Raw genomic sequence first — 13,728 nt, forward strand, 5'->3', positions numbered from 1 at the left:
TGTATATGCACGCTTCCCCCGGCTGCTCAAACGCACTGCGCCTGAGAGATTCAGATGGGGCCAAAAAGCGGACACAAAGGACTTCACAACGTTAGGGCAAAATGAGCCGCCGAGTCAAACCGGCGCAGGGCTCAACGGTTGTCCCCAGCTGTGCCTAACCTACCCCTCGAACCTGTGGATGAAGTGGCTCACAAGGCCGTTTTCAGAACAACACCGGTGTAATTATCCACAAGCTACTTGCCAGCTATCTTCTAGGCTTTTCATCCCCTAGAGTGGCCCAGTAGCCGATTATCCACGTGCTGTGTATAACCCTGTGGATGAAGCTGAACCAGAGGCTGGTTCCGCGCTTGCGGCTGCAGGCAATGCAGGCAAAGCAAGTTGAGGGAACCGATTGATGACAGTAGACGAAGCCAACCACGCCAATACTGTCGGAAGTTCCTGGCGGCGGGTGCTCACCCTGCTGGAACAGGACCACCGCGTTTCGCCACGGCAGCGGGGCTTTGTCATCCTTGCCCAGGCCCAGGGCCTGATCGGTTCCACCCTCCTGGTGGCTGTTCCCAACGAGCTCACCCGTGAAGTCCTGCAGACCCAGGTCAAGGATGCCCTGGATGATGCCCTGCACAATGTCTTCTCCGAGGACATCCGGTGCGCCATCGACGTGGACACTGACCTGGTTCCCATCCACCAGGAACCCGAGCCCGTCGTCGTCGAGCCGTCCTTCTCCCCGGACCAGCTCATCGAGCAGAAGCCGCAGCCCATGCTGCCCAGCACCTCCCATGAATTCGGCCGGCTCAACCCCAAGTACGTCTTCGATACTTTCGTGATCGGTTCCTCCAACCGGTTTGCCCACGCCGCCGCAGTCGCCGTGGCTGAAGCACCGGCCAAGGCGTACAACCCACTCTTCATTTACGGTGATTCAGGCCTCGGAAAAACGCACCTCCTGCACGCCATCGGCCACTACGCCCGCCGGCTCTACAGCGGAATCCGCGTCCGCTATGTGAACTCCGAGGAGTTCACCAACGACTTCATCAACTCCATCCGCGACGATGAAGGCGCCAGCTTCAAGACCACGTACCGCAACGTGGACGTTCTGCTGATCGATGACATCCAGTTCCTGGCCGGCAAGGACCGGACGCTGGAAGAGTTCTTCCACACCTTCAATTCGCTCCACAACAACAACAAGCAGGTGGTCATCACCTCGGACCAGCCGCCTAAGCTGCTGGCCGGATTTGAAGACCGCATGAAGTCCCGCTTCGAGTGGGGCCTGCTGACGGACATCCAGCCGCCGGAACTCGAAACCCGGATCGCGATCCTCCGCAAGAAGGCACTGAGCGAGGGACTGTCCGCTCCGGACGACGCTCTGGAATACATCGCATCCAAGATCTCCAGCAACATCCGCGAACTTGAGGGCGCCCTGATCCGGGTCACGGCGTTCGCGAGCCTGAACCGCCAGCCCGTGGATGTTGCCCTCGCCGAAATGGTGCTCAAAGACCTCATCACCGACGACGGCGCCCAGGAAATCACTTCGAGCCAGATCCTCCAGCAGACCGCGGAGTACTTCAAGCTCAGCATGGAGGAGCTCTGCAGCAAGTCCCGGACCCGCACCCTGGTGACCGCACGCCAGATTGCCATGTACCTCTGCCGGGAACTCACGGACATGTCGCTCCCCAAGATTGGCCAGGAACTGGGCGGTCGCGACCACACCACCGTGATCCACGCTGACAGGAAAATCCGTGAGCTGATGGCTGAACGCCGTGTGATCTACAACCAGGTGACCGAGCTGACCAACCGCATCAAGCAGCAGCAGCGCGACTCATAGCCGCCGCACCTATACCTTATTAACAGGTGCATGTGGATAAGCCTGTGGATAGTTAAGGGGACAACCGCGGTTAATGGGCTTAAAACCCTTAAGGCGCCTGTGGATTCCGAAAATCGCGAAAAATGTTGTCCCCATCCACACCCTGTTTAAAACCTGCTCCACCCACAGTCCATGAACAGGGCTTAACCGCCGAACTGCGCGGTGAGGGAGAGTTATCCACAGTTTCCACAGCAGTTATTAACACTACTAATCCCAAAAAATTGAAATCCCTCAAACAACAAGACCGTTCCGCACACCCACCCCGGTCCGGGCCGGACGGCCCTCAAGCACCGGGACCACCAGGGGGATGGGTTAATCCCGGATCTTCCGGCTAAGCTGTCAGCAGCGCTCCCATCCTTGGGTTTTTCATGTGGTTCCCTCAGCACGGACCATGCAGGTTCAGGAACGGGGGCACCACACTTTGTGGAACTTCCAGCGCGTCGTTCCAGGAACCTAGAAGCAGCAGCAATGAAAGGCGGCACCCTTCCGTGAAGTTCAGAGTCGATCGGGACGTCCTGGCAGAAGCCGTCACATGGACAGCCCGGTCGTTGTCTCCGCGGCCGCCCGTACCCGTCCTCTCCGGCCTGCTGTTGAAAGCCGAAGCCGGCACTGTGAGCCTCTCCAGCTTCGACTACGAGACGTCGGCCCGGCTGGAGATTGGTGCTGACATCCGCGACGAAGGCACCATCCTGGTGTCCGGCCGCCTCCTCGCGGATATCTGCCGCAGCCTGCCCTCCGCTCCGGTTGACGTCGAAACCGACGGCAACAAAGTCACCCTCACCTGCCGCCGAAGCAGTTTCCATCTCGCCACGATGCCTGAGGCCGAGTATCCGCCCCTGCCCGCGCTTCCGGCCATCAGCGGAACAGTTCCCGGTGATGCCTTTGCGCAGGCGGTGTCCCAGGTGATCATCGCTGCGAGCAAGGACGACACCCTCCCCATCCTCACGGGCGTCCGGATGGAGATTGAGGATGACCTGATCACGCTCTTGGCGACTGACCGCTACCGCCTGGCCATGCGCGAGGTGCCGTGGAAGCCCGTCACCCCCGGAATTTCCACCAGTGCGCTGGTCAAGGCAAAAACCCTTAACGAGGTGGCCAAGACCCTGGGCAACAGCGGCGACATCAACCTCGCACTCTCCGATGACGACAGCAGGTTGATCGGCTTCGAAAGCGGCGGCCGCACCACCACGTCGCTGCTCGTGGACGGTGACTACCCCAAGATCCGTTCACTGTTCCCGGACTCCACCCCCATCCACGCCACGGTCCAAACCCAGGAGCTCGTCGAAGCCGTCCGCCGTGTGTCCTTGGTTGCCGAACGCAACACTCCCGTGCGCCTTGCCTTCACCCAGGGCCAGCTGAACCTCGACGCCGGAACCGGCGAGGACGCCCAGGCCTCCGAGGAACTTGAAGCCCAACTGTCCGGGGAAGACATCACGGTGGCGTTCAACCCGCACTACCTGGTGGAAGGGCTCAGCGTGATTGAAACCAAGTTCGTCCGGTTCTCGTTCACCACAGCACCCAAGCCCGCCATGATCACGGCCCAGGCTGATGCGGACGGCGAGGACCAGGACGACTACCGCTACCTGGTGATGCCCGTCCGCCTCCCCAACTAGGTAGCGCCAAGTGTCGTTATGGACGTCCAAAACGACACTTACTGCTACCTAGTTGGGCAGCCCACGATTGTTTCCCGCACCCTAGCGCAGAAGGAAGTTCCACAATGCACATTGGACTGATCGGCCTTGGCAAAATGGGATTCAACATGCGCGAACGCCTGCGCAAGGGCGGCATTGAGGTCACGGGCTTCGACCGGAACCCCGACATCACGGACGTCGCAACCCTCGATGAACTCATCACCGCAGTACCGGCTCCCCGGCTCATCTGGGTCATGGTCCCCGCAGGTGCGATCACGGACGCTGTGGTCAATGAGCTCAGCGAAAAGCTAGATGCGGACGACCTGGTGATTGACGGCGGAAACTCACGGTTTACCGAGGACCAGAAACACGCCGAACTGCTTGCCGCCAAGGGTATCCACTTCGCGGATTGTGGAGTATCGGGCGGTGTATGGGGCCTCCAGAACGGCTATGGCCTGATGGCCGGCGGCGATGCTGCTGATATTGAACGTGCCCTTCCTGTTTTCGATGCCCTGCGTCCGGAAGGCGAACGGGCCGACAGTTTTGTTCACGTTGGCGGTGTGGGGGCGGGCCATTACGCCAAAATGGTCCACAACGGAATTGAGTACGGCCTGATGCAGGCCTACGCCGAGGGCTACCAGCTGCTGGCGTCCAAGGACATCATCAATGACCTGCCCGGCACGTTCCGCGCCTGGCAAAAGGGCACCGTGGTCCGGTCCTGGCTGCTGGACCTGCTGGTAAAAGCCCTCGATGAGGATCCGGGCCTGCAGAACATCGACGATTATGTCGAGGATTCCGGTGAGGGCAGGTGGACCGTGGAAGAGGCCATCGCCAACGCCATTCCAGCCCCGGCCATTACGGCAGCGCTGTTTGCCCGCTTTGAATCCCGCGAGGACAGTTCACCGGCCATGAAGATGGTGTCCGCGCTGCGCCACCAGTTCGGCGGGCACGCAACCCGTCCCGCCAAGTAGCATCCAGCCGGGAACCCGACGGTTCCCAGAATTGCCGAAGACCGCGTGTACCTAGAACACCTTTCGCTGACTGACTTCCGCAGCTATGCCCAGGTGGACCTCGCCTTGGGCCCCGGCGTCACCGTGCTGGTAGGTTACAACGGCATCGGCAAGACCAACCTGATGGAGGCCATCGGGTACCTCGCAACGATGAGCTCGCACCGGGTGAGCTCTGATGCACCCCTCCTGAGGTTCGGGACCGATCGCGCCCTGGTCCGCGCAAGGCTGGTCCGGGGCGGGCAGATCACCATCCTTGAGCTTGAAATCAACGCCGGGCGTGCCAACCGCGGAAGGATCAACCGCAGCAATCCCGTCCGGGCCCGCGATCTCCTGGGTATTTGCCAGACGGTACTTTTCGCGCCCGAGGACCTGGCACTGGTGAAGGGTGACCCTTCCAACCGCCGCCGCTTCCTCGACGAGCTGCTCGCGAGCCTCGTTCCACACCACGCTGCCACCCGAAGCGACTACGACCGCGTGCTGAAACAGCGCAACGCCCTCCTGAAATCCGCCCGGGCCGGCAAATTCACGTCCGCCCATGAAGCCACCCTGGATGTTTGGGACCAGCACATGGCCCGTGCCGGCGCTGAGCTCCTGCACGCACGCCTTGAGCTCGTGGAGCGCCTCCGGCCGCATCTTGCCCGGGCTTATGCCCAGCTGACTGACGAATCCAAGCCTGCTGACGCCGTCTACCGCTCCACGCTCCAGAACCAGATGGACGACGACGGCGCCGCGCTTGTGGGAGCTGGCGGCACCGCCGCCGGAGGTGCTTCGGCAGGGGCGGAAGACCTGCTCAGCTTCGGCGTCGAGCAGCTGACGGAACGGTATGTGCAGGCTTTTGCTGAGTCCCGCCGCAAGGAACTCGAGCGGGGCATCTCGCTGGTGGGGCCACACCGCGATGAACTCGAGCTCGTCCTGGGGCAGGCGCCAGCGAAAGGCTATGCTTCCCACGGTGAGACGTGGTCCATGTGCCTGTCCCTGCGCCTCGCGTCCTACTATGTGATGCTGGACGATGCCAGGACCGGAGGCTCCGCCCCGATCCTGATCCTGGATGATGTTTTTGCCGAGCTGGACGTGCAGCGTCGGCGTAAACTGGCCGCAATAGTCTCCGGCGCGGAACAGGTCCTGGTGACCGCCGCCGTCGACGCCGATATCCCGGAAGAGTTGTCCGGACGGCGGGTGAAGGTCATCCCGGGAGGTATTGATGAGCAGGGACAATAACAATGGCGGCGGGCTCCAGCCAGGCCGCGACCCGGACAACATCGATGCTCCACGGGCTGCCCTGAACCGGATGCGCGAAGCCGCCGCCGCCCGCGGAGAAATCCGAAGGTCCGCGCCCCGCCCCGGCTCCGCGAAGGCCAAACGTGGGATCCGCGATACCCGCGGCTTCAGCCAGTTCCACGCGACCGGCCGTGATCCCCTGGGTCTTGGCAAGGTGGTGGGCAGGCTGGTGGCGGAACGGGGCTGGACTTCGCCGGTGGCGGTGGGATCGGTCATGGCGGAATGGGCCACGTTGGTGGGCCCCGAGATCTCAGCCCATTGCACGCCGGAGAGCTTCACTGACACCACCCTGCATGTCCGTTGTGATTCGACGGCCTGGGCTACGCAACTGCGGCTCCTCAGCTCCAGCCTTTTGGAGAAATTCCGGGTGGAACTCGGCGATGGGGTTGTCACAAGCATCCATGTGCTCGGTCCCGCAGCGCCCAGTTGGCGGAAGGGCGGACGGTCGGTGAATGGGCGGGGACCCCGGGACACCTATGGATAGGCCCGCCACCGGCTATTGAAAATCGTCCCTGCGGCGTGTAGAGCCCTGAAAGGGCCTTCGGGTGTATAGGCACCCGGACGCCGTACTGCCAGCGCACCCAAGGTGCGGTCACGGGCCTTGCATCGGCACACCACTGTTCGCTGACAGCTCTGGAATGCGGGGAAATACGCTGTTTCGCGGTAGAATCGTTGCAGATAACTGGGCGCGGGTAAAACGTTGACTGAGTCCGTTTTCCGTGCGCTTCCAGCACGCGGAGTGCGGATCCCCGTCAGCAAGTCACCGGCGCTATAAGTTTGTGCCTGTTGGCGGATGACTTTCCTGTGTTGGACCAGGAGAGGATTTGGCCGGCCATCATCGAGAACAGAGGAGTCGACAGCGCCTGTGGCTAACGACAATACAGATATTCTGGCAGCCGAATCCGGAATCGAGGATGCCCGCACGCCTGACACCCCGGCCGCGCCGGCCACCCAGCGCGAGTACGGCGCCAGCGACATCACTGTCCTCGAAGGCCTTGAAGCGGTGCGGAAGCGCCCGGGCATGTACATCGGTTCCACTGGACCCCGCGGTCTCCACCACCTTGTTTATGAAGTGGTGGACAACTCGGTGGATGAGGCCCTGGCAGGCTACTGCACGCACATCGAGGTGGTCCTGCAGGCCGACGGCGGCGTGAAGGTCGTCGACGACGGCCGCGGGATTCCCGTGGACATGCACCCCACTGAGCACAAGCCCACCGTTGAAGTGGTCATGACCATCCTGCACGCCGGCGGCAAGTTCGGCGGCGGCGGGTACGCCGTTTCCGGTGGCCTGCATGGCGTGGGCATCTCCGTGGTGAACGCCCTGTCCAGCAGGGTAGATACCGAAGTGCGGCGCCAGGGCCACGTCTGGCGGATGTCCTTCGCCGATGGGGGCAAGCCCCAGGGCAGCCTGGTCAAGGGCGAGGAAACGGACCTTACCGGCACCACCCAGACGTTCTACCCGGATCCGGCGATTTTTGAGTCCACGGAATTCGATTTCGAAACCCTTCGTGCCCGCTTCCAGCAGATGGCCTTCCTGAACAAGGGGCTCCGCATCACGCTGACGGATGAACGCACCTCCGCCGAAGAGGAAGATGACGCCGACCTGGACCTGGATGGCGTGGTCACCGAGGGGGAAGTCAAAGCCGAGCACCGCACTGTGGTGTACCAGTACGACGAAGGCCTGCTCGATTACGTCAAGCACCTGAACTCCGGCAAGAAGGTGGATGTGGTCCATGAGGACGTCATCGCCTTCGAGACCGAGGACAAGGACCGCAAGATCGCCCTGGAAATGGCGATGCAGTGGACCAATGCGTATTCCGAAAGCGTCCACACCTACGCCAACACCATCAATACCCATGAGGGCGGAACGCACGAAGAAGGCTTCCGTGCTGCCATGACTTCCCTGATCAACCGGTACGCGCGCGAGAAGGGCATCATCAAGGAAAAAGACGACAACCTCACGGGTGATGACATCCGTGAAGGCCTCACCGCCGTCATTTCCGTGAAACTGGCAGAGCCGCAGTTTGAAGGCCAGACCAAGACCAAGTTGGGCAACTCCGAGGTCAAGGGCTTCGTGCAGCGCGTGGTCACCGACGGCCTTGGAGACTGGCTGGAACGCAATCCCGGCCCCGCCCGCGATGTGATCCGCAAGGCAATCTCGGCGGCACAGGCACGCATGGCGGCGCGCAAAGCCCGCGACAACGCACGCCGCAAGAGTCCACTGGAATCCTTCGGCATGCCGGGCAAGCTCTCCGACTGCTCGTCGAAAGACCCCGAGAGGTGCGAGGTCTACATCGTGGAGGGTGACTCGGCAGGCGGGTCCGCCAAGCGCGGACGCAACCCCGAGACCCAGGCGATCCTTCCCCTCCGCGGCAAGATCCTGAACGTGGAACGCGCGCGCCTGGACAAGGCGCTGGGCAATGCCGAGGTCCAGTCCATGATCACCGCGTTCGGAACGGGCATCGGCGAGGACTTTGACCTCTCCAAGCTGCGCTACCACAAGATTGTCCTGATGGCGGATGCCGACGTGGACGGCCAGCACATCACCACCTTGCTGATGACGTTGCTGTTCCGCTACATGCGGCCCCTTATCGAAAACGGCTACGTATACCTTGCCCAGCCGCCCCTGTACCGCATCAAGTGGTCCAACGCCGCCCACGACTACGTCTACAGCGACCGTGAGCGGGACGCCAAGCTCGTGGCCGGGCAGGCAGCCGGACGCCGGATTCCCAAGGACAACGGCATCCAGCGCTACAAGGGCCTGGGCGAAATGGACTACACGGAACTGTGGGACACCACCATGGATCCGGACAACCGCACGCTGCTGCAGGTCACCATGGACGACGCCCTCGCCGCGGACCAGATTTTCTCGGTCCTGATGGGCGAGGACGTGGAGTCCCGCCGTAATTTCATCCAGCAGAACGCCAAGGACGTCAGGTTCCTGGACATCTAGGAAGACCCTTCTTCCAGATATTCGGACCCTGACATATACCTGAAACGGAAAATACAAAATGAGCGACGAAACACCCGAGAACCCGGTCCCCGAGGCCGGGAACCCGGACACCGTTCTTGAAGGCGATGTGCTGGTTGACCGCGTGGAGCAGGTGGACCTGCAGACGGAAATGCAGCGGTCCTACCTGGACTACGCCATGGCCGTCATCGTGGGGCGTGCCCTTCCCGACGTCCGCGACGGCCTGAAGCCTGTCCACCGCCGCGTACTTTACGCAATGTTCGACGGCGGCTACCGGCCGGACCGGTCCTTCAACAAGTGTGCCCGTGTGGTGGGCGAGGTCATGGGCCAGTACCATCCGCACGGCGATACTGCGATCTATGATGCGCTGGTCCGCCTGATCCAGGACTGGACGATGCGTTATCCCTTGGCCCTTGGCCAGGGCAACTTCGGCTCGCCCGGCAACGATGGTGCCGCAGCCCCCCGGTACACCGAAACCAAAATGGCCCCGCTCGCCATGGAGATGGTCCGGGACATCGACGAGGAAACCGTCGACTTCCAGGACAACTACGACGGCAAGAACCAGGAACCCACTATCCTGCCGGCCCGGTTCCCCAACCTGCTGGTCAACGGGTCCTCGGGCATCGCCGTCGGCATGGCCACGAACATCCCGCCGCACAACCTGCGCGAAGTAGCGGACGGCGTGCAGTGGTACCTGGCCAACCCGGGAGCCAGCCGCGAGGAGCTGCTGGAAGAGCTCCTGCTCCGCGTCAAGGGCCCTGACTTTCCCACTGGCGCCACCATCCTGGGCCACAAGGGCATCGAGGACGCCTACCGTACCGGCCGCGGTTCCGTCACCATGCGGGCTGTGGTCAACGTGGAGGAGCTGCAGGGACGCACCTGCCTGGTGGTCACGGAACTGCCGTACCAGGCGAACCCGGACAACCTCGCCATCAAGATCGCCGAGCTGGTCAAGGACGGCAAGATCCAGGGGATCGCCGACCTCCGCGATGAGACCTCCGGCCGCACCGGCCAGCGGCTGGTTATCGTGCTCAAGCGCGATGCTGTTGCCAAGGTTGTCCTGAACAACCTTTACAAGCACACCGAACTGCAGAGCAACTTCTCGGCCAACATGCTGGCCATCGTGGACGGCGTTCCCAGGACGCTCAGCCTGGACGCGTTCATCCGCCACTGGGTGACCCACCAGATGGACGTCATCGCCCGGCGCACGCGGTACCGCTTGCGCAAGGCTGAAGAAGAAGCCCACATCCTCCGTGCGCTCCTTAAGGCGCTGGACATGCTGGACGAAGTCATTGCGCTGATCCGTGCTTCCAACACCACCGAAGCCGCGCGCGATGGCCTGATGGAACTGCTGGACATCGACGAATTGCAGGCCAGGGCAATCCTGGACATGCAGTTGCGCCGCCTCGCTGCACTGGAGCGCCAGAAAATCCAGGACCGGCACGCTGAACTCGAGGCACTGATTGCCGAGTACAACGAGATCCTTGGCTCCGAGCAGCGCCAGCGCGAGATCATCAGCACCGAGCTGGGCGAGATCGTGGACAAGCACGGAGATGATCGCCGCACCAGGATCCTGATGGGATTCGACGGCGACATGTCCATGGAGGACCTCATTCCCGAAGAGGAAATGGTGGTTACCATCACCCGCGGCGGCTACGTCAAGCGGACCCGCAGCGACAACTACCGCTCGCAGCAGCGCGGCGGCAAGGGCATCAAGGGTGCCCAGCTCCGGGGCGACGACGTGGTGGAGCACTTCTTCGTCACCACCACCCACCACTGGCTCCTGTTCTTCACGAACCTCGGCCGCGTTTACCGGGCCAAGGCATACGAGCTCATGGAAGCAGGCCGGGACGCCAAGGGCCAGCACGTGGCGAACCTGATGGCCTTCCAGCCGGATGAACACATTGCCCAGGTACTGGACCTGAAGGACTACCAGCAGGCACCGTACCTGGTCCTGGCCACCAAGCGCGGACTGGTGAAGAAGACCCGGCTGGAGGACTACGACACCAACCGCTCCGCCGGCGTCATCGCCATCAACCTCCGTGACGGGGACGAACTGGTGTCCGCCCAGCTGGTCTCGGAGACCGATGACCTGCTGCTGGTCTCCCGCAAGGGCCAGTCCATCCGCTTCACGGCCACCGAAGACGCACTCCGGCCCATGGGCCGGGCCACGTCCGGCGTCACCGGCATGAAGTTCCGCGAGGATGACGAACTCCTGGCAGCCAACGTTGTAACCGACGGCTCCTTCGTCTTCATCGTCACCGAAGGCGGCTACGCCAAGCGCACGGCCGTCGAGGAATACCGCCTGCAGGGACGTGGCGGCCTTGGTATCAAGGTGGCCAAGCTCGCCGAGGAACGTGGTGACCTGGTGGGGGCGCTCATCGTCCAGGAGGAGGATGAGGTCCTGGTGGTCATGGAGGGCGGCAAGGTTGTCCGTTCATCAGTTGCCGGCGTCCCCGCCAAGGGCCGCGACACGATGGGCGTCATCTTCGCCAAACCGGACAAGAACGACCGGATTATTGAAGTGGCACGCAACAGCGAACGCGGCATCGAGGGCGAGGAATCGGCGGAGGATGACGTAACGTTGGCTGAAGATGGCGGCTCCGCAGCGGAAGCCGCAGCGCCAGCAGTGGCAGATGAATCACCGGCCGTTGAGTCAGAGGACGCCTCGGGCGACGCTGAGCCGAACGAAGACTACACGGAGGTAACGAGTGAGTAATCCCGACTCATTTCCCAAGTCGAACAGTACCGTTCCCGACGGCAGCCGGCCCTCGGCCGCTCCCCGGGTGAACGCCCCCGTTCGTCCCCAGCAGCGCCCTGCTGCACCCGCAACTGCCCCCGGGCAGCAGCGTCCGGCAGTTCCCGGGCAGCGTCCTGCCCAAGGGCCTGCCCAGGGCGAACGCCCCGCCGGCCAGGCGGCCCAGCGGCCGGCGCCCGGCCAGCCCGGCCAGCGCCCGGCAGCGGGACAGCGGCCAGCCATGGGCGCGCAGCGGCCCGGCCAGGGCAACCCCGGGCAGGGGCAGGGCACTCCGGGCCTGGTCAAGCCCGCTCCGAAAGCCAAAGTCCGGCGCGCCCGGCTGCTGGTCAGCAAGGTGGACCCCTGGTCCGTCCTGAAGATGGCCTTCCTGCTGTCCGTGGCACTGGGAATTGTCACCGTGGTGGCCGCCATCGTGCTGTGGACTGTCCTTGACCTCACCGGCATCTTCGACCAGGTGGACAGCCTGCTGGGTACGCTGGCCGGTACCGAAGGCGGCGGCTTCGAGCTGAAGAAGGTGGCATCCCTGGGACAGGTGGCCTCCTTCGCCACAATCATCGCGGTGGTAAACGTGGTCCTGCTGACGGCGCTGTCCATGCTGTCAGCAGTGCTGTACAACATTTCCGCCACCTTGGTGGGCGGCATTGGCGTGACCCTCACGGACGACTAAGTCCCTCCTCCCGCGGGTGTCCTGCCTGCGGAAAGGCCCGATTTGAGATCGGGCCGGGATGTGCTGTAAAGTCATGTCTCGGCCCGATGAGGGATCGGGGCGTATAGCTCAGGCGGTTAGAGCGCTTCGCTGATAACGAAGAGGTCCCAGGTTCAAGTCCTGGTACGCCCACGGAACCTGTGCAGGTTCGAACAGGTCAGGTTTGCGGAAACGTCAAGCCGGACCGGAACGGGGAGCATGTGAAGAAGTTGCTTGTACTGGCAGCAGCGATCGCAGGCTTCCTGGTGTTCAGGAAAGCACAGGAATCCGAAGCCCGGAAAGATGTCTGGAGCAAGTCAACCGACACGGTGGACTAGCCCCGGAGCCCGGACAGGAGCTGGTCAAAGGCTTCCTGATCCTAGGGTATGATTGACGGGTTGCTTCTTATGGGGGCATGGCGCAATTGGTAGCGCACCTGCTTTGCAAGCAGGGGGTTCGGGGTTCGAGTCCCCGTGCCTCCACCATAAGGAAAGTCCCGGTCAGCGGAAACGCGGGCCGGGACTTTTGTTTTGCCTGCGGAGGCACGAACATCAGGTGGAACTGCGCATTAGGGTTGACCAGTGAACTTCTTTCTCGCAGCAATTGGCGTCCTGGGTGTGGCCTCTTCCGGGCCACTGATTGCCGCGACCCTGGGAGCCACCACCGTGAGTGCCCTGGCTATTGCCTTCTGGCGCAATGCCATCGGCGCCGCGGTGATGGCTTCGCCCACACTTGTCCGGGAGCCACGGCAGTTCGGCAGCATCACGCGGGGCGAATTCCGCTGGTGCCTGCTCGCTGCCGTCGCGCTTGCCTTCCACTTCGCCTGCTTCATAACTTCGCTGCAACTCACGTCGGTTGCTGCTGCCACGGCACTGGTGTGCCTGCAGTCGGCGTGGATCGCCGTCTTCCAGCTCTTCCGGGGTACCCGCCACCCCTGGCAGGTGCTGGTGGGCCTTGGCGTTGCCTTTGGCGGTGTGGTGGCCATCACCGGCTTCGATATGGGTTCTTCCCCGCAGGCCCTGCTGGGTGACCTGCTGGCCGTGGCCGGTGGGGCGCTGGCAGGCCTGTACACCCTGGCGGGAGGAAAAGCCCGGCAGAGCATGACGACGGGAACCTACACCACCCTTTGCTACGGCATGTGCGCAGCGCTGGTGGCCGCGATGGCCGTGCTGTGGGGACAACCGCTGGTGGGGTTCGATGCTGCGGGCTGGCTGGGAATCCTGGCCATCACGGTGTGCGCGCAACTTGTAGGCCACACTGCCTTCAACCATCTGCTCGCCACCATGAGCCCGCTGCTGGTGTCCATGATCATCCTCCTGGAAATTCCGGGAGCTGCAATCCTTGCGGCCGTCTTCCTCCAGGAGACGCTGCCTGCCGGCACCTACGCGGGACTGGGGCTGATCCTGGTGGGACTAGCCGTCGTGGTCCTGGGCCAAAAATCCGGCAGGGCTCCCCGCCGGGCAAGGTCAGCCGGGCACGGCCAGGAGGAGCCGCCGTCGGGCCGTCCGCTGGCGGAACTCGGAACAGACTGAACTAT

10 protein-coding genes and 2 tRNA genes are annotated in these 13,728 nt (G+C 63.0%); all 12 read left to right on the forward strand.

The genetic code is table 11. The features are described 5' to 3' along the window. Positions 1 to 394: 394 nt before the first annotated feature. The 12 genes from dnaA (at position 395) to ASPHE3_RS00055 (ending at position 13,723) form a co-directional block, all read left to right on the forward strand. Entirely contained in the window at positions 395 to 1,819 is a 1,425-nt protein-coding gene (gene dnaA, locus ASPHE3_RS00005; protein WP_013599167.1) for a chromosomal replication initiator protein DnaA, read from the forward strand. 527 nt (positions 1,820 to 2,346) lie between these two features. Next, positions 2,347 to 3,471: a DNA polymerase III subunit beta gene (gene dnaN, locus ASPHE3_RS00010; RefSeq protein WP_013599168.1), complete on the forward strand. Its 1,125-nt coding sequence runs from the start codon at positions 2,347 to 2,349 to the stop codon at positions 3,469 to 3,471. 104 nt (positions 3,472 to 3,575) lie between these two features. Next, on the forward strand, positions 3,576 to 4,460 hold the full coding sequence (gnd, locus tag ASPHE3_RS00015; protein WP_013599169.1) for a phosphogluconate dehydrogenase (NAD(+)-dependent, decarboxylating): 885 nt from the start codon (positions 3,576 to 3,578) through the stop codon (positions 4,458 to 4,460). 45 nt (positions 4,461 to 4,505) lie between these two features. Further along, on the forward strand, positions 4,506 to 5,717 hold the full coding sequence (gene recF, locus ASPHE3_RS00020; protein ID WP_013599170.1) for a DNA replication/repair protein RecF: 1,212 nt from the start codon (positions 4,506 to 4,508) through the stop codon (positions 5,715 to 5,717). Beyond that, the gene (locus ASPHE3_RS00025; RefSeq protein WP_013599171.1) at positions 5,701 to 6,261 is read left to right on the forward strand and encodes a DUF721 domain-containing protein; all 561 of its coding nucleotides are present in this window, start codon (positions 5,701 to 5,703) and stop codon (positions 6,259 to 6,261) included. Before recF ends, ASPHE3_RS00025 begins: the two co-directional genes overlap by 17 nt. Before the next feature lie 381 nt (positions 6,262 to 6,642). Further along, positions 6,643 to 8,730 (forward strand): DNA topoisomerase (ATP-hydrolyzing) subunit B, encoded by a 2,088-nt coding sequence (gene gyrB / locus ASPHE3_RS00030; RefSeq protein ID WP_013599172.1) that lies wholly within the window; start codon positions 6,643 to 6,645, stop codon positions 8,728 to 8,730. A gap of 58 nt (positions 8,731 to 8,788) precedes the next feature. Further along, the gene (gene gyrA / locus ASPHE3_RS00035; protein WP_013599173.1) at positions 8,789 to 11,467 is read left to right on the forward strand and encodes a DNA gyrase subunit A; all 2,679 of its coding nucleotides are present in this window, start codon (positions 8,789 to 8,791) and stop codon (positions 11,465 to 11,467) included. Further along, positions 11,460 to 12,173, forward strand: a complete 714-nt coding sequence (locus ASPHE3_RS00040; RefSeq protein ID WP_041651769.1) for a DUF3566 domain-containing protein — start codon at positions 11,460 to 11,462, stop codon at positions 12,171 to 12,173. Before gyrA ends, ASPHE3_RS00040 begins: the two co-directional genes overlap by 8 nt. Positions 12,174 to 12,270: 97 nt before the next feature. Further along, positions 12,271 to 12,344: transfer RNA gene (locus tag ASPHE3_RS00045), tRNA-Ile, on the forward strand. Positions 12,345 to 12,412: 68 nt separating this feature from the next. Further along, a complete protein-coding gene (locus tag ASPHE3_RS22445) occupies positions 12,413 to 12,529 on the forward strand; it encodes a DLW-39 family protein (protein ID WP_217259039.1) in 117 nt (38 codons plus the stop codon). Positions 12,530 to 12,600: 71 nt separating this feature from the next. Next, a tRNA-Ala gene (locus ASPHE3_RS00050) sits at positions 12,601 to 12,676 on the forward strand. Between the two features lie 96 nt (positions 12,677 to 12,772). Then, the gene (locus tag ASPHE3_RS00055; RefSeq protein ID WP_013599176.1) at positions 12,773 to 13,723 is read left to right on the forward strand and encodes a DMT family transporter; all 951 of its coding nucleotides are present in this window, start codon (positions 12,773 to 12,775) and stop codon (positions 13,721 to 13,723) included. The last annotated feature ends 5 nt before the right edge of the window (positions 13,724 to 13,728 follow it).

Origin of the sequence: Pseudarthrobacter phenanthrenivorans Sphe3 (assembly GCF_000189535.1) — a bacterium.
Taxonomy (GTDB): domain Bacteria; phylum Actinomycetota; class Actinomycetes; order Actinomycetales; family Micrococcaceae; genus Arthrobacter; species Arthrobacter phenanthrenivorans.